This is a genomic window from Rhodococcus sp. ARP2, from assembly GCF_001029585.1.
Taxonomy (GTDB): Bacteria; Actinomycetota; Actinomycetes; order Mycobacteriales; family Mycobacteriaceae; genus Rhodococcus_F; species Rhodococcus_F erythropolis.
The window spans coordinates 1-15,986 of the sequence record NZ_LEKE01000055.1; the positions used below are offsets into that span (position 1 = coordinate 1).

General features: G+C 62.7%; 16 protein-coding genes. 11 read left to right on the forward strand and 5 right to left on the reverse strand.

All coding sequences use genetic code 11. The features are described 5' to 3' along the window. Positions 1-989, reverse strand: a 989-nt coding sequence (locus ABX74_RS14480) for a LacI family DNA-binding transcriptional regulator (RefSeq protein WP_047889087.1), incomplete at its 3' end; no start/stop codon positions are given. 139 nt (positions 990-1,128) lie between these two features. On the opposite strand from ABX74_RS14480, the gene ABX74_RS14485 reads away from it, so the two are divergent. The 7 genes from ABX74_RS14485 to ABX74_RS14515 all read left to right on the forward strand — a co-directional run bounded on the left by ABX74_RS14485 (position 1,129) and on the right by ABX74_RS14515 (position 7,027). Further along, a complete protein-coding gene (locus tag ABX74_RS14485; protein WP_019746850.1) occupies positions 1,129-2,079 on the forward strand; it encodes a metal ABC transporter solute-binding protein, Zn/Mn family in 951 nt (316 codons plus the stop codon). A 102-nt stretch (positions 2,080-2,181) separates the two neighbouring features. After that, complete coding sequence (locus ABX74_RS14490; protein WP_029254441.1) at positions 2,182-3,042, forward strand: metal ABC transporter ATP-binding protein; 861 nt, start codon at positions 2,182-2,184, stop codon at positions 3,040-3,042. Further along, positions 3,039-3,920 carry a metal ABC transporter permease gene (locus ABX74_RS14495; RefSeq protein WP_003945811.1) on the forward strand — a complete coding sequence of 294 codons (882 nt, stop codon included), beginning with the start codon at positions 3,039-3,041 and terminating at the stop codon, positions 3,918-3,920. The genes ABX74_RS14490 and ABX74_RS14495 overlap by 4 nt, the downstream gene beginning before the upstream one ends. A gap of 34 nt (positions 3,921-3,954) precedes the next feature. Then, entirely contained in the window at positions 3,955-4,716 is a 762-nt protein-coding gene (locus ABX74_RS14500; RefSeq protein ID WP_020906114.1) for a LamB/YcsF family protein, read from the forward strand. After that, the gene (gene pxpB, locus ABX74_RS14505; protein ID WP_030534778.1) at positions 4,713-5,327 is read left to right on the forward strand and encodes a 5-oxoprolinase subunit PxpB; all 615 of its coding nucleotides are present in this window, start codon (positions 4,713-4,715) and stop codon (positions 5,325-5,327) included. Before ABX74_RS14500 ends, pxpB begins: the two co-directional genes overlap by 4 nt. A gap of 57 nt (positions 5,328-5,384) precedes the next feature. Then, positions 5,385-6,257: a biotin-dependent carboxyltransferase family protein gene (locus tag ABX74_RS14510; RefSeq protein WP_047889082.1), complete on the forward strand. Its 873-nt coding sequence runs from the start codon at positions 5,385-5,387 to the stop codon at positions 6,255-6,257. A 77-nt stretch (positions 6,258-6,334) separates the two neighbouring features. After that, on the forward strand, positions 6,335-7,027 hold the full coding sequence (locus tag ABX74_RS14515; protein WP_047889088.1) for an LpqN/LpqT family lipoprotein: 693 nt from the start codon (positions 6,335-6,337) through the stop codon (positions 7,025-7,027). Between the two features lie 88 nt (positions 7,028-7,115). On the opposite strand, the gene ABX74_RS14520 is transcribed toward ABX74_RS14515, so the two are convergent. Continuing rightward, entirely contained in the window at positions 7,116-7,787 is a 672-nt protein-coding gene (locus ABX74_RS14520; RefSeq protein WP_047889083.1) for a hypothetical protein, read from the reverse strand. Positions 7,788-8,153: 366 nt separating this feature from the next. Here ABX74_RS14520 and ABX74_RS14525 point away from each other — a divergent pair, with 366 nt between their 5' ends. Next, a complete protein-coding gene (locus ABX74_RS14525) occupies positions 8,154-8,876 on the forward strand; it encodes a hypothetical protein (RefSeq protein WP_223257916.1) in 723 nt (240 codons plus the stop codon). 172 nt (positions 8,877-9,048) lie between these two features. Next, complete coding sequence (locus tag ABX74_RS14530) at positions 9,049-9,846, forward strand: helix-turn-helix domain-containing protein (RefSeq protein ID WP_020968391.1); 798 nt, start codon at positions 9,049-9,051, stop codon at positions 9,844-9,846. A gap of 4 nt (positions 9,847-9,850) precedes the next feature. Here ABX74_RS14530 and ABX74_RS14535 read toward each other — a convergent pair whose 3' ends face one another. Then, positions 9,851-10,840: an iron-siderophore ABC transporter substrate-binding protein gene (locus ABX74_RS14535; protein WP_047889084.1), complete on the reverse strand. Its 990-nt coding sequence runs from the start codon at positions 10,838-10,840 to the stop codon at positions 9,851-9,853. Positions 10,841-11,039: 199 nt separating this feature from the next. Here ABX74_RS14535 and ABX74_RS14540 point away from each other — a divergent pair, with 199 nt between their 5' ends. Together ABX74_RS14540 and ABX74_RS14545 are read left to right on the forward strand one after the other, a co-directional pair. Further along, a complete protein-coding gene (locus ABX74_RS14540; RefSeq protein ID WP_047889085.1) occupies positions 11,040-12,668 on the forward strand; it encodes an ABC transporter transmembrane domain-containing protein in 1,629 nt (542 codons plus the stop codon). Further along, positions 12,665-14,446 carry an ABC transporter ATP-binding protein gene (locus ABX74_RS14545; protein ID WP_019746839.1) on the forward strand — a complete coding sequence of 594 codons (1,782 nt, stop codon included), beginning with the start codon at positions 12,665-12,667 and terminating at the stop codon, positions 14,444-14,446. The genes ABX74_RS14540 and ABX74_RS14545 overlap by 4 nt, the downstream gene beginning before the upstream one ends. Positions 14,447-14,480: 34 nt before the next feature. Here ABX74_RS14545 and rlmB read toward each other — a convergent pair whose 3' ends face one another. Together rlmB and ABX74_RS14555 are read right to left on the reverse strand one after the other, a co-directional pair. Then, positions 14,481-15,458: a 23S rRNA (guanosine(2251)-2'-O)-methyltransferase RlmB gene (rlmB, locus tag ABX74_RS14550; protein ID WP_020906105.1), complete on the reverse strand. Its 978-nt coding sequence runs from the start codon at positions 15,456-15,458 to the stop codon at positions 14,481-14,483. Between the two features lie 2 nt (positions 15,459-15,460). Then, positions 15,461-15,986 (reverse strand): DALR domain-containing protein (locus ABX74_RS14555; RefSeq protein ID WP_047889086.1); only part of this gene is annotated, 526 nt, incomplete at its 5' end.

The following is a 15,986-nucleotide window of genomic DNA, read 5'->3' on the forward strand; positions in this document are numbered from 1 at the left end:
CCGGCGCGCCGGCCCTTCTCTTCCTGGGGCTGGCGCACCGTTGTCAGTGATTCGCGCAGCGCCTCGTCGACGCCGTCGAATCCGGTGATCGACAGTTGGCCAGGTACATCGATGCCCTGCCAGCGCGCCCAGTCCAAGGCGCCGAGAGCCAGCACGTCGGTGGTACAGACCAGTGCGGTGATCTCAGGGTTGGTCGCGAGAGCTTCCGCCGCCGCCGAGTGCCCGGACTGCGATGTGTGGACGTACCGCTCGATCACCGTGAGTGAGAGTGGGTCCATGTCGGACGCCACCATCGCGTCGCGCACTCCTTCGATGCGCTCACGCTGGACGTGGAAGTGCGGGGACTTGAGTCGTTCCTGGCTGACAACGCCGTCCATCCGGTCGCGCCCCAGCCTCATGCAGAGCACGCCGATGTCGCGGTGGCCCAGCCCGATGAGGTAATCGGCGACCTTGCGCATGGCAGCGCGGTCGTCGATGCCCACGAGGGATGCACCGGGAATCTCGCGCGGCTGGTCACACACGACGATCGGAATGTGACGCTCGAGCACGGCAGCGAGATACGGATCGTCGTCGGCCACCGAGTAGACGACGAAGCCGTCGACGCCCGCCTGCTGGACCACGGCGGCAGCATCCACCTCATCCCGGCCGGGCCCGGCCGGGATGAGCAGCAAGCCCTGGCCGGCATCCTCACACGATTCCGAGAGACCGGCAAGGAAGCTCATTGCGGCCGGGTCGCGGAACGAATAACTGAGTGCTTCGGTGAGCAGGAGACCGACGGCACCGGCTTTGCGAGTTCGCAAGGAGCGGGCGACCGGATCGGGTCCGGGATATCCGCGTCGCTTGGCCGCTTGGAGCACTCGATCCCGCAGCTCGACGGAGAGCTGATCGGGTCGGTTGTACGCGTTCGAGACTGTAGTTCTCGACACATTGAGCTCGGCGGCAAGCGACGCCAAAGTGGCTTGACGGCGTGGCTGACGGGACCGGGGCATAAACGGACGTTAGCCGTAGTGCCCGCAGACGGCGCGTTGGGGCTGAACCGAAGGTGAACTACCAGCGACTATGCGCTAATGTGTAACGGTAACGGTTTCCAATAGCATTTAGCCCAGCCTTTGTTCAGGAGAAAAGCACGTGCGTTCGTCGTCGAAATTCCGCACCGCCACCGCCCTCGCGGCCGTCTCGGTCGCCGCAGCATTCGCGCTCACCGCGTGCAGCTCCAGCTCGTCGAAAGACGAAGGCATCACCGTCGTCGCATCGACGAACGTGTGGGGCGACGTCGCGCAGGCCGTCGCCGGCGACAAGCTGACCGTGACGTCGATCATCAACGAGCCGTCCGCGGACCCGCACTCGTTCGAGGCGACTCCAGCCGATGCCGCCAAGATCACCGACGCATCGCTTGTCGTCTACAACGGCGGCGGCTACGACCAGTTCATCACCGACGTCCTCGACGCGGGCAAGGGTGAGCAGAAGACGGTCAACGCCTACAACCTGCTCGACGGCGGCATCCACGCCGGCGAAACCGCGGGCGAATCGCATGACGGTCACACCCACGGCGCAGTCAACGAACACGTCTGGTTCGACATTCCGACCGTCGACGCCGTCGCACATTCGGTTGCCGATCAGCTGAGCGCTCTCGATCCGGACAACGCGGCGACCTACGAGGACAACGCGAAGGCATACAGCCAGAAGCTCGCCGGCGTCACAGCGATCACCGATTCCATAGCCGCTGCCCACGCAGGCGCACCGGTGGCGCAGACCGAGCCGATCGCGCACTACCTCCTGGTCGCAGCTGAACTGAAGGACGCAACTCCCGAAGAGTTCACCAGTGCCATCGAAGACGGCAACGATCCTTCACCGGCCGCAATCGCCGCAACGCGCCAGCTCCTCTCGGAGAAGCAGGCCCGCGCACTGGTCTACAACATCCAGACGCAGGACAAAGTGACCCAGGACATGCGCACCACAGCCGAAACCGCCGGAGTGCCCGTCGTCGAGGTTACGGAGACTCTCCCCGAGGGCCTGGACTACATTCAGTGGCAGACGCAGACCGCGGAGTCGCTCGCAAACGCCCTCTCTGCCCAGTAATTATTTGCCCCACCATTTCCGAGAAGAACCGATCGGCTTGTGACAGAAACTTCCGCGAATACTCCTGTGCCCCCTGGTAACACCGTGCCTTCTGATAACACCGTGCCTTCAAAGGCCTCCGTGCCCGCTGTGACGCTGAAGGACGCTCGATTGTCCTTCGGCGCCCGCACATTGTGGGACGGGCTCGATCTCGAGGTACAGCCAGGTGAGTTCATCGCCGTACTCGGGCCGAACGGGTCGGGCAAGACCTCGCTCCTGAAGATTCTGCTGGGCCAACTACAACTCAGCGGCGGTAGCGCCCAGATCGTCGGCACGCCGGCACGGGCCGGGAACTCACACGTCGGGTACATCCCGCAGCAGAAATCCATCGACGACGGCCTCCCGCTCCGCGGCCGCGACCTGGTAGGCCTCGGCGTCGACGGTCACCAGTGGGGTACGGGCCTACTGCGCCGGGGGCGTCGCCGCAAGATCGTCGACGACGCCATCGCACAGGTCAGCGCCCAGTCGTTTGCCGACGCTCCCATCGGTTCCATGTCCGGCGGTGAGCAGCAGCGACTGCGGATCGCACAGGCTTTGGTCGGCGACCCGCGGATCCTGCTGTGCGACGAGCCGCTGCTCAGCCTCGACCTCGCCAACCAGCACCTGGTCTCGACGCTGATCGACAAGCGTCGGCGCAGCCATGACACCGCAGTGCTGTTCGTGACGCACGAGATCAATCCGATCCTGCCGTTGGTCGATCGAGTGCTCTATCTGGTGGACGGCAAATTCCGGATCGGGACGCCGGCCGAAGTGATGACGTCCGAGGTTCTCTCGGATCTGTACAACACCGACGTCGAAGTGTTGCAGGTTCGTGGCCGCCTCGTCGTGATCGGCACCGGAGACGCCATCGACGCGCTCGGCAGCGCAGGCGGACTACGCCCGGGAGAAGGCGTTCACCATTCTGATGAGGATCACCACCAGTGAGTAACAAGTTCACCGACGCGATGTCGCGGATGTTCGACGTGTCCGCCACCGTCGACCTACTGCAGTACGACTTCGTCCAACAGGCGTTGATTGCCGGTGCCATCCTCGGATTGTTGGCAGGCATTATCGGGCCGCTGATCGTGAGCCGTCAGATGTCGTTCTCGGTGCACGGAACGAGTGAGCTGTCACTGACGGGCGCATCCGCCGCACTTCTCGTCGGTGTGGGCGTCGGCTTCGGCGCCATCGTCGGATCCGTGGTCGCGGCAGTGCTGTTCGGGCTGCTCGGAGCCAAAGCGCGCGACCGAGATTCGGTGATCGGCGTGATCATGGCTTTCGGTCTCGGCCTGTCGGTGTTGTTCCTCTGGGCGTACGACGGTCGCACGGGAACCAGCTTCTCACTGTTGGTCGGACAGATCGTGGCGCCGGGAAACAGCGGTCTCGAACTTCTGCTGCTGTGCGCGGTCATCGTGATCGGCACACTCGGATTCATCTACCGCCCTTTGCTGTTCGCAAGCACCGACCCCGAAGTTGCTGCAGCTCGCGGTGTTCCGGTTCGGGCACTGTCGATCGTGTTCGCAGTGTTGGTCGGCATCACCGCAGCACTCGGCGTACAGATCGTCGGTGCGCTGCTGGTGATGTCGCTGCTGATCACCCCCGCAGCGGCCGCCGCGTACGTCACGGCAAGCCCACTCAAGGCGACAATTCTCTCCGTCGTGTTCGCCGAACTGGCAGCCGTCGGCGGCATCCTTCTCTCGCTGGCACCCGGCGTTCCCGTCTCGAGTTTCGTCACCTCGGTCTCGTTCGTGATCTACCTGATATGCCGACTCTTCGGATCCGCACGTCGCAAGAATGCGGGACGGATTCCGGCGCACGCCTGAACACCGAGAGCCCATACCTACCTAGAATCGAGGTATGGGCTACAGCGTTGATCTGAACAGCGACCTCGGCGAGGGCTTCGGCGCCTGGACCCTGGGCGACGACGACGCCATGCTCGAACTTGTCACCAGCGCGAACATCGCCTGCGGATTCCATGCAGGCGACCCGACAACGCTGTTGGCGACTTGCGAATCAGCCGCCACCCGCGGCGTGCGGATCGGCGCGCAGGTGGGTTACCGAGACCTCGCCGGTTTCGGCCGACGCTTCATCGACATGTCCCCGAAAGACCTCACCGCCGACGTCATTTATCAAATAGGGGCACTCGACGGTTTGGCTCGTGTCGCCGGATCGCGGGTCACGTACGTCAAACCCCACGGCGCGCTTTACAACGCAATAGTCCATCACCGACGGCAGGCGCGGGCTGTGGTCGCCGCCGTCGTTGCCTACGACAGTTCGCTACCTGTTCTCGGACTACCTGGTTCGGTGTTTCTGGAAGAGGCGCGCGAAGCCGGCCTCGACGTGGTCGCCGAGGCTTTTGCCGATCGCGCGTACACGGCAGAAGGCACCTTGGTCCCCCGCACCGAGTCGGGCGCCGTTCTGAACGACCCGGCGCTTGTTGCAGAACGGGTTCGGCGAATGGTCGTCGACGGCGAGTTGGATGCGGTCGACGGGAGCACCCTCAAAATCACCGCGGAGTCGGTGTGCGTACACGGTGACAGTCCGGCAGCCGTCGACATGGCCGCAGCGATCCGCGATCTCCTCGAATCCTCCGACGTCGAGATCACACCGTTCACATGATCACGATCCTGCCCGCCGGTGAATCCGCAGTCCTCGTCGAGTACGACGAACTGCCGAGCGTGCTGGGCAACTTCAGGGCTCTCGACGCCAGTCGAATCCCCGGAGTGATCGATCTGATTCCCGCGGCGCGAACCATCCTGATCGAGTACGACAACACGATTACCGGACACAAACTCGTGGAGAAATGGGTACGTGGGGCCGTACCCATCGAACTCACAGCAGATGAGAGCGGGCCTGCTGTCGCGATTCCGGTCCGCTACGACGGCGACGATCTCGTCGAAGTGGGCAAGCTGACCGGACTCGGGGTCGACGGTGTCATCGAGGCTCACACGACTGCGTCGTGGACCGTCGCGTTCATCGGTTTCGCCCCCGGTTTCGCGTATCTGACCAGCAACGAGAGAAAGCTCGAAGTTCCACGTCGATCGGACCCGCGCAGGCAGGTCCCGGCCGGTGCAGTCGGGTTGGCCGGACCGTTCTCGGGCGTCTACCCGCGTAGCTCCCCGGGCGGCTGGCAGTTGATCGGAACGACGGAACTGTCGGTGTGGGATGCCGAGCGCCGCCCGCCGGCGCTGCTTCTACCCGGCACCACAGTCACCTTTGTCCGTGCATGATTTAGGTGCAAGGATAATTTTGGTGTCTTCACCGCGTTGTTGCGGGACAATGGATTCATGGCCTGGCTCGAGGTAGTGCGTACCGGCCCGCTCGCCACAGTTCAGGACCGCGGGCGGAGAGGCTACGGCGCTCTCGGGGTCGGCAGATCCGGCGCCGTCGACATGATCTCGCACGACAGCGCGAACAGACTCGTAGGCAACACTTTTCGAGCAGCAACCATCGAAGTCACCACTGGGGGTTTTGCGATGCGGGCCGTCGGTTCGATGACGGTGGCAGTGACAGGCGCGCGGGTGCCGCTGGTCGTCGACGGACGGCCGGCACCTGACTACGCGAGCATCCACCTGGGCGGTGGCAGCATTATCGAATTGGGTTACAGCACAACCGGGTTGAGAACGTACATCTCTGCACGCGGTGGCGTCGACGTCCCACAGGTACTCGGCAGCAGATCCACCGACACACTCTCCGGGCTCGGGCCGCCGCCGCTCGCCGCCGGCGATCTACTCCTCCTCGGGGCAGAGGAAGGGACGTGGCCCACCGAAGAGTTGATTCCACCGCCCGCACCTGCACTCGGCGCGGTTCCGATCGAGATCACGCTCGGCCCCCGAAATTCCTGGTTCACCGCCGCATCCGTTCACGCGCTCCTTCACACCAAGTGGAAAGTCACCGAACACACCAACCGAGTCGGGGTCCGGTTACAGGGACAAGGGCCTTTACATCGCTCACGCACCGAGGAATTGCCGAGCGAAGGCGTCGTGATGGGATCCATCCAGGTGCCGCCAGGAGGCCAGCCCGTCGTGTTTCTGGCAGACCATCCCGTGACTGGCGGATACCCGGTCATCGCCGTCGTTTCCGACGCTGGGATTGCGTCGCTGGCACAGCTGAGGCCCGGCAGCACCATTACCTTGAAGGCCACTACCAGGCGGTCCTAGCGCTGATAGTCTCAGCCGCGCCAGCAATGCTGCCGGCGGCGCTCGGCCGTCGCCAGAACCTGAAGGACTTTCACACTATGAGCCCTAAGAGCAGCACACTTGCTCTCGGAATAGCGTCACTGATCACTGCTGCACTCGTCCTGTCCGGATGCAGCAGTTCGGAAAGCGGCGACGCTGTCTCCAGTGATACCAACACCAGTGAGACCACTGCTTCCGAAAGTTCTGCATCCTCGTCGTCTGCCGCTGCCGCGACGCCGACTTTGCGGGACGGGACACCGTTCATCGGTGAGCGGACGACGATCGAAACCGGCGACGACCCCGAAGCGCCGAACATCAGCGTCAGCCTCCCGCCAAGCTGGACTCACGGTGAGAACATCCCTGCCGGCGTTACTGATGCGTTGTCCAGCAACAGCCAGGAACCCAGCGGTTTCATGCCGAACACCACCGTGACGGTCGAAAACCAAGGCACCGCAACAAAAGACGAGGTTCTTGCCGCTGCGCGTGAAACGATCGCCACCCTCGACGGATGGACCGAGGTGAAGTACACCGAGATCGACGTCGACGGACAGCAGGGGTTCCGCCTCTCCGGAACCTGGACCGCCCCAAACCTGGACGTTCCGCTCTACGCCGTCATGACAGTCGTCGCTTACCAAGCCGACGACAACTCGCCGGTCTACCTGGTCAGCTTTGCGAATCAGTTCACCGACACGACGAACATGCAGACCTCCAACCAGGTGGAAGAAATCAACACCTCGATCGAATTCGGCTGAGCACCTCATGATTTGAGCGCTTGATCACCGAATAACCGCGGCGGGCCGAGACTACGACAGTCTCGGCCCGCCGTTTCACAATTCTCGGCTAACTCGAGCCGAACAGTCCGCTGAGGGAACCGAGGCCACCACTCAACGAGCCGAGCGATCCGGTTCCGCCACCGGTTCCGGGGTTCGTGCCAGGGTTCGTGCCGGGGTTGGTTCCGGGATCTGTACCAGGATCAGTACCTGGGCCGGTCGGATCCGTTGTCTGCACCACGATGGCGGGCCCCATTTCCGGGAAGCTGGCGCTGGTTCCGGCCCCACCACCCAAGAGCGTCGCGCCGACAGTCAACCCACTGCTATAGGTACCCGGATCACACTTCACGACATAGCTGGTCTTCATCGTTATCGGGTTCTTGCTGTTGTTGTACCAACCGTTACTGGTGAAGACCTTCGTGGTTGCGGTCGACTGGGAGGCATTCGGGGTTTCCACAGTTTCCTTCATGACACCTCCCAAACCTGGGAGGCCACCCATCAGTTTCGAAATCTTTGCCGAGCCCGGCACGAACTCGAGACAGCCGGCATGAATCTCGGTCAGCCGGTTGACATACCCTTCGAGCCCGCTCTTACTCGACACTGTCGTGTAGGTGATCGTGTCACCGACCTTCGGGGACGCATTGTCCACGGTGCGAGTAAATGTGTAGGCACCAGAAGTTGCCGTCTCGGCAGTCGCGACTCCCGCACCCAGCGCGCTTGCACCCACAGCGAGAGCGATCACCCCCAAACCAGCTCCAACGGTGGACAGTCTACGATTCCTGGATCCAACCTTTGCCACGAACAATCTCCACTCTGTGAGGTTCCAGGACAACCGAATTCGTTGATTACTGAAACTTGTTGCAACCCGACTCTCGAAGTACGATACAGTCGACCTGGACATTCGCCCAGCTTTTCGCCGACTTGGTCGCCAATCAGTTAACAACAGGCAATCAAGATCGAAAAAGTTCTCTCAATTCGGACTTTTCCGTAAATTCTGCCGAACTGACACATAGGCAAGCGTCCGATAGGTTTCAATGGTTACCACGGCGCAACCTTTGAAGAGTCATCCCCATCGCCGTCAGCGTGAACCCCTCGAACGGAGAATTTCATGTCACGTTTCTCAATGCGCAAGACACTCACCGGAATCGCAATCGCTGCACTTGCAACCAGCGGACTTCTCATCGGCACCGGAGCTGCGCACGCAGATGCCGCGCACCCGAAGACCAACACCGTGACTTCGAACCAAGTCACGATCACCAAGAGCGTCGTAGGCGACGGAGAAGTGGCGCCCGGCGGAAAATTGACCGTCCGCACCACGGTTTCGGCCAACGGCCATCCGGACTTCTTCGTCAACAAGTTCGTCGACCGTTTCCCGGCCGGATACACCTACATCAAGGACAGCGCCTCGATCGATTCATGGCACTTTCTCGGACTGACTCAGAAAACCGAGAAGGTGTCCCCCACCGTCGACAATGCGGCGCGCACCGTCACAATTCCCGATGCGGGTTGGAATGTCTCGATCACCGGCAGCAAGACAGTCACTTTCGAAGTGAGCTACTTGGTTCCGGACAACGCACAGCCGGGAACTTACGTCGAGCTCCCCAGTTCCATCGGCATCTCGCTGTGGGGCAGTGATCAGAACATCGGCGATGTCTACGCCAAGATCCGCGCCAAGAACCCCGGCGAGGCTGCCGCATCGGGCTCGGCAGATCTGGGCTTCGGCTCTTCTGATGGCGAGGGCGGAACCGGTTCGGCCGGCTCCTCCATCCTCGACAACCCGGCCGGCTTCATCTCCGACATCATCAGCGGTGTCCTGGCCAACGGCAGCTGATTCACCTGCTCCACCTGTAAACACTCCGTCGGGGAATGTGATCGAGGGTGGCATCGAGTCTTCGGACTCGGTGCCACCCTCGGTCTTTTGTCGCGACCGCACTCCGTCGTGCCCTGCGTCGAAGAACCAAATAGGAAAGCATTACCTAAGTCACTCGCGGTATGATCCACCGATGAGTTCCACAGGATTTCCGTACTGGGCTGTGCCGGCAGGCCGGTACGTTCCGCTCCCCTTCGCCATGACGACGTCCACCATCGGGCGCGATCAGAAGCGCGTGTGGCGTGAGATCCGCCATCCCGAGCACGAACTCCTGTGGGGCGCTTCCGGCGAGATGAGCGCGTACATCGACGACGTTCGTTGGCAGATCCCACCGACGGTCGGCATGTGGATTCCGGCTGGAACTCCACGGCGCATCACGCTCGGCGCATCCACCGAGGCTCGCTTCACCTATTTCCGGCCCGAGTCGTTCCCCCACCCGTGGACAAAACCCGCGATCATCGGCATCGACGACGTGGTCAAGACGATGCTCATCCATCTGCACCAGCGAAACATGCCTACCGAGGCTCGCTTGCGGGCGGAATCCGTAGTCTTCGACACGCTCGCGCCCATCGAGGCGGCTGATGTCGCAGTGCCGATGCCCGCCGATCCCCGGGCCCTCGCCGTTGCACGCCGCTTGATCGCCGACCCTGCCGATCAACGCGGGCTTGCCGATTGGGCCTATGTGGTCGGAGGAAGCCCCCGTACCCTGAGCCGCGTGTTCTCTCAGGGAACGGGGATGTCCTTCACCGAGTGGAGGATTCAAGTTCGCGTCCGCGCCGCGATGTCCTATCTCGCTGCGGGCGTTCCTGTTTCGACGGTTAGCCGTCGCGTCGGATACGAAACCCCCAGCGCCTTCACCAGCGTGTTCCGCAAGGTCACCGGACGAACACCGAAGAACTATTACTCGGACGCGTGCGAATTGTCAGCCTAGCTGGTCAGAAGCCGTTCATCTTCGAGACCAGCTCGGCGAAGGCATATTTGACGCTCAGCGACGTGGGCGAAGCCAGTGCCATCACTCGGGCCAGACCGAGCTGCTGAATCAGCCTGCCGTCCTTGACTGCCGGCAGGTCGGCAAACAACTTGTCCCCCATCAATCCGGGGAGCCCCTGACCACTCGCGTCGTTGAGCACGATGACGTCCGCGTCCAGTTCGTTGTACTGTTCGCGCGATGCAGTCACCGACCCCTGGGTGTCGCCGCACAGCTCTGCGCTTCCGGCCGACTGCTTCAGTCCGAGCTGGGACATCAGGATGACTCTGCCGTCGTCAGCGCAGTAATTGGTGAGGCCGTCGATGTTTCCCGAGAGGAAGGTCAAGGTTTTCCCGTTCAGATTCGGGGACCCAGCAGCCAGGTCGGCTATGGAATCGTCAGTTTCCTCGATCAGCTCAGCCGCCCGCTTCGGTTGTCCGAGTACTGAACCGATAGTCGACATCTGCTCCTGCCACGTAGTCGCCCATGCGGTCTCCTTGAACGGAATCGTGGGTGCGATCTGAGAAAGACGTGCGTAGTCGTCTTCGGTGATTCCCGAGACCACCGCGATGATCACGTCCGGCTCCAACGCCAGGATCTGCTCGAACGGCACACCGGAAGTGCTGTCGAGCAACGTGGGTTCGACATCGCCCAACAATTCTTCGTCCCACGGCAGGATTCCGTTCTCCAAGCCTGCCCCGCTGAACGACTCCATGGCGACGGGCGTCTTGCCCAGTGCCAGGACCGAATCCTGGCTGTTCCAGCCGATGGTCACGATCCGCTGAGGTTCGGTCTCGATGGTGGTCGAGCCGTACGCGTGATCTACGGTGACCGGCAGAGCGCCGGCCTCGGCCAACTGCGTCGTGTCCTCCGACGCTGTTGACTCGGCGCTGCTCTGGCAGCCTGCGAGCAGGGCAATCGCGGCCAACGCAGCCACTATTCGGGTAGTGCTTTTCATCTTCTGTCAGCTCTCTTCGCAAACGTACTTGTTTCGACCAGGCAGGTATATCGAGACCTGATCCCGGTAATGGGGTGTCGATACTCCATCTGTCCGCTGCCGCGTAGCCCTTGGCATCTGCGAGCACTTTCCGCACTCGCTCCGGCTCTACCGTAGAACTGCACAACGAGTGTTCGGATCTGGGCGAGGAGTTTCACGAGTGTCAGCGCTGCCCGAAACTCGTTCCGGTCCGATGGAGATGATCAGAGTCGGATCGTTCTCCTCCGGACGCGGCCCGCGACTGGTTGCAGCCGTCACCGGCCAGGCGTCGTATCAGGTAGCTCAAGCCCTCATTCCGGTGCTGATCGGTACCGTCGTCGACCGTGCAATCGGAAAGTCCGACAGCACAGCACTTCTCATCTGGCTTGCTGTGTTGTGTGCTCTGTTCGTGGGACTTGCTCTGTCGTGGCGCATCGCGGTTCGCCTGAACACGCAGGTCTTCGTCTACGGCGAACACGACCTACGATTGAACGCTGCCAGACGGGTACTCGATGCCAGAGGCATGCAAGCTCAGCGCTCGACGGGTGAAGTTCTCACCATCTCCACCTCGGACGCCTCACACGTATCGGGCTTCTCCTGGGTTGTCGCCGAACAGGGCTCAGCTTTTGCGGGGCTCGCCGCGGCAGTGATTTCGCTTGCCTTCGTCTCGTGGCCGCTCGCACTGATCGTCGTACTCATCACTGCTGCGCAGCTCGTATTCATCCACAAGATCAGCGGTCCGCTGGACGAGCGTGTGTATGCAGAGCAGAAGAAGGCAGCCGAGGCAGGCATGCTTGCAACTGATTTCACGCTGGGCCTGCGAGTACTGAAGGGTTTCGGGGCTGAGCCCACTGCCCTGTCGCGATACGTCAAGGCGAGCCGGGCGTCGATGAAAGCAGCGATCCGGACGGTCAGAGCAATGTCCAGTCTGACCGCGCTCAATTCCGGAGTCTCCGCGTTGGTGCTGGCTTCGGTCGCACTTGGAGCCGCGTGGATGGCGCATCAAGGCACGATCACCGTGGGCAACTTCGTCACCGTTGTCGGCTTGAGCAGGGTCATTGCCGGTCCGATGGAAACTCTGGGGTTCTTCGGTGCAGAACTCGCTGCCAAGCGAGGCTCCGCACGCAGACTGTCCGAACTCCTGGCCGAGCCGCACCTGATCGAACCGCCGCCCTCCACCGCCCCGATCAGCGCCGTCAGAAGTGAAGACGCCCTGCTGATTTCGACGGACAACGGAACTGTCGTCTCAGCTCGCCGCGGCGAGGTGGTGGGCGTGCGCGCGGACGATTCCGCTCACCGACTGGCACGCCAACTCGCCTTTCAGACTCCGCTGGACCCTGACTGCTACTTCGTATTCGGCACCGATGCAACCGAACTCGGTCCGGACGGAGTTCGCGATCAGGTGTTCGTGTCCGCTCATGAAGGAACCGTGTTCACCGGCACCGTCTTCGACAATCTGGCTGCACCGAACGTCGACTCGTCGGCAATGACGTCATCTGCGCTCGACGACGTGTTGACGCATCTGCCCGACGGCCACCTCTCCGAGGTAGGTGAGCAAGGAAAGAAACTCTCCGGAGGTCAGCGCCAACGCCTTCTCCTCGCCCGCGCTTTGCATCAACCCCAGCCGATCCTGGTCCTCCACGAACCCACCACTTCCGTGGACTCTGTCACCGAACATCGAATTGCACACTCACTGAGAAACTTTCCCGACAAGGCCATTGTGGTGATCACCTCGAGTCCGACCTTGCTCCATTCGTGTGACCGTGTCGTCACGATCGACCACGCCGCTCGGGACGGAGACTCACTGTGACCGACACCCTTCCGGATGCATCTGCTGTTCCGGCTACATCTGCCTTGCCGATCGCGTCGACCACACAGACGGTCCGCGCATTGATCGCACTGCTTCGGCCACGGGGGCGAGCGCTCGCACTCACGACCGTCGTACTTCTCTCCGCTACGGCCTGCGGCCTGTCCACCCCGGCGCTGCTCGGGCTCATGGTCGATGCGGTTACGGAGGGCAAACCGTTTGTCTCACTTCTGCGTATCACCGCATTCATGCTCGGTGCAGCGGCAGCAGGAGTTGCGCTGACTTGGTGGAGCACACAGCTTCTCGCGAATGTCGCGCAGAACGTGCTGGCCGATCTTCGTGAGGACGTGTTCGCCGCCACGCTCGCGCAGCCGTCGTCACTGGTCGAGGATGCCGGAACCGGTGATCTGATTTCCCGGGTCTCGGGTGACGTCGAAGCGGTCAACACCGTTATCGCACGGGTGCTACCCGCAACGGTGTCCGCCCTGTTCATGATTTCACTGACGCTTGTCGGTGTGGGAGTGATCGATTGGCGATTCACCGTGGCGATCGTTGCCGTTGCGCCGATTCACTATTTCGCTCTTCGTCATTTCCTCCGACGCTCCGGACCCGTCTACCGACGCTCTCGCGCTGCGCAGGCCAGGCGGGGACAGCAGCTCATCGAAACCCTGGGTGGTGCAGGTACTGTCACTGCCCTGCGTCGAACCGACGAGCACATCGGCCGAATCGCCGAGACCTCCGAGCATGCCATCAGCTTCGACATGCAGGCAGTTCGACTGCGCACCAACTTCTTCGCTCAACTCAACGGCGCCGAACTGCTTGGACTGGCCGCGGTCCTGAGCGTCGGCTACTGGCTCGTGACCACGGGATCGGTGTCCATCGGGGCCGCTACCGCCGCTGCGCTCTACTTCCACAGTCTGTTCAGCCCCATCGCGGTATTTCTCTCGAACATCGACGAATTGCAGGATGCGGGTGCCAGCCTGGCTCGCCTGATCGGTGTCACCGCGATGCCCGGGCGTCCCGCGAGCATTCCTGCCTCGGCTCGGTCCGCACCCATCGGAGTCGACGTGGAGCGGGTTTCTTACTCGTACGACAACTCCACCCCGGTGATCGATTCGATCTCGATCTCGATCGCACCGGGGGAACGAATCGCCGTCGTCGGCAGCAGTGGTGCCGGAAAGACCACACTCGCCAAACTGATTGCCGGCATCATTCCCGTCGGGGACGGGCGAATCACCGTCGACGGCACACCGATTGACGACCTGAGTGATGCCGAACTTCGGCACAAAGTCGTCCTGGTCAGCCAGGAAGTTCACGTGTTCGTCGGGACGATCGCCGACGATCTCCGGTTGTGCGCACCAGATTCGGACGATGCAAAGATCACCGAAGCCGTCGAAACGATGAAAGCTCAATGGATCCATGAGCTTCCGGACGGGCTCGAGACCAGGGTCGGGGCGGGCGGGTACCAGTTGACGGCGGCACAGGCACAGCACATAGCCCTCGTCCGGCTGGCTCTGCTCGACCCGCCCGTCGTCATCCTCGACGAGGCGACTGCCGAAGCCGGAACCACTGCAGCAGGTCTACTCGATCAGGCAGCCGAGCTCGCAGTCACCGGCAGGACTGCCGTGGTGATCGCACACCGCCTGAGCCAAGCAGTCCGCGCCGATCGCATACTCGTCATGAGCGGTGGCCGCGTGGTCGAGAGCGGGACACATGACGAACTGATCGGCGCGGACGGTTCCTACGCTGCACTGTGGGAAGCCTGGTCGGTACGGAGCTAGAACCCCGCCAGGCTCACCTGAAAGCCGTTACAACTCAGCTGCTACGACGCCTGCGGGCGATGTCCGCCAGGACGACTCCGGCGGCAACCGAGGCGTTGAGCGACTCGACCGGACCCGCCATCGGAATCGACAGGATCGCGTCGCAGTTCTCGCGGACGAGGCGCGAAAGGCCCTTGCCCTCGGAACCGACCACGATCACCACGGGACCGCTGCCGTCGAAATCGTCGAGAGTGGTGTCACCTTCGGCGTCGAGACCGACGACCTGAACACCCTTCGACGCCCAGTCCTTGAGCGTGCGAGTGAGGTTGGTTGCCCGAGCAATCGGCAGACGAGCGGCAGCACCGGCGCTGGTACGCCAAGCGACAGCACTCACGCTCGCGCTACGACGCTCCGGAATCACGACGCCGTGTCCACCGAAAGCTGCGACCGAGCGCACAACGGCACCCAGGTTGCGGGGATCGGTGATGTTGTCCAGCGCGACGAGCAGAGGGGGCTCGGCGTGCTTACGTGCCTCGGACAGAAGATCGTCCGGGTGCGCGTAGCGGTACGGCGGAACCTGCAGAGCGATGCCCTGGTGAAGACCGTTGGCGCTGAGGCGATCCAGATCCGAGCGCGGCACCTCGAGGATGGAGATACCGGCGTCGGCAGCCCGCTGAACGGATTCCTTCAACCGGTCGTCGCTCTCGGTACCGACAGCCACCCACAGCGCCGTCGCCGGAACACCCGCGCGCAGGCACTCCACCACCGGGTTGCGACCGAGCACGGTCTCGGGACCGTCGAGAACCTTGCGGCCCGGACCCGGACGGCCACCGCGGCCCTGGTTCTGCTTCTCGTCGGCCCGGGCGGCGCGCGCTGCACGCTTCGCCGCTGGGTGCTTGGTGCGTGCCTCGGCGGGAGGCGTAGCACCGCGGCCGGCGAGACCACGCTTGTGCTGGCCACCGGAACCGGCAACCTGGCCCTTCTTGGTGCCGCCCTTACGGACTGCGCCGCGCCTGCTCGAGTTTCCAGCCATTGTTACTGCCCTGCCTTAAGGGACCATTCGGGTCCGTCGGGAGTATCGGTTACTTCGATACCCGCCTTGATGAGGCGATCGCGGACCTCGTCCGCCACCGCCCAGTTCTTTTCCGTACGTGCCTGCTGCCGACGATCGAGATCGGCCCGCACCAACACGTCCAAAGCTTCCATTGCCGTCTCGGTGTCGCCACCGGACTGCGTCCAATGCTCGTCGAGTGGGTCGACGCCCAGGATCGCGAGCATGGCCCGCACCTGACCGGCAGCCACCCGAGCCGCGTCGAGATCACCGGCAGCGAGCGCGGAATTACCCTCGCTCGCCTTGCCGTGAATCTCGGCCAACGCGATCGGCACCGACAAGTCGTTGTCGAGAGCCGCCGCGAAACCTTCGGTCCAAGTACCGAGTTCGACGCCACCCGCACGCTTGTGTGTGCGCAGGACGAACGACTCGAGCCCCTGGTAGGACTTCGCGCTTTCGTCCAACGCCTCGTCCGAGTACTCGAGATTGGAACGGTAGTGCGCACTACCG

What these genes read in the sequence shown, in the direction of transcription:
- ABX74_RS14515 (WP_047889088.1), top strand. Translation starts at nt 6,335, where the DNA reads ATGAGCCCTAAGAGCAGCACACTTGCTCTCGGAATAGCGTCACTGATC.
- ABX74_RS14535 (WP_047889084.1), bottom strand. Translation starts at nt 10,840, where the DNA reads ATGAAAAGCACTACCCGAATAGTGGCTGCGTTGGCCGCGATTGCCCTG.
- ABX74_RS14530 (WP_020968391.1), top strand. Translation starts at nt 9,049, where the DNA reads ATGAGTTCCACAGGATTTCCGTACTGGGCTGTGCCGGCAGGCCGGTAC.
- pxpB (WP_030534778.1), top strand. Translation starts at nt 4,713, where the DNA reads ATGATCACGATCCTGCCCGCCGGTGAATCCGCAGTCCTCGTCGAGTAC.
- ABX74_RS14510 (WP_047889082.1), top strand. Translation starts at nt 5,385, where the DNA reads ATGGCCTGGCTCGAGGTAGTGCGTACCGGCCCGCTCGCCACAGTTCAG.
- ABX74_RS14500 (WP_020906114.1), top strand. Translation starts at nt 3,955, where the DNA reads ATGGGCTACAGCGTTGATCTGAACAGCGACCTCGGCGAGGGCTTCGGC.
- rlmB (WP_020906105.1), bottom strand. Translation starts at nt 15,458, where the DNA reads ATGGCTGGAAACTCGAGCAGGCGCGGCGCAGTCCGTAAGGGCGGCACC.
- ABX74_RS14525 (WP_223257916.1), top strand. Translation starts at nt 8,154, where the DNA reads ATGTCACGTTTCTCAATGCGCAAGACACTCACCGGAATCGCAATCGCT.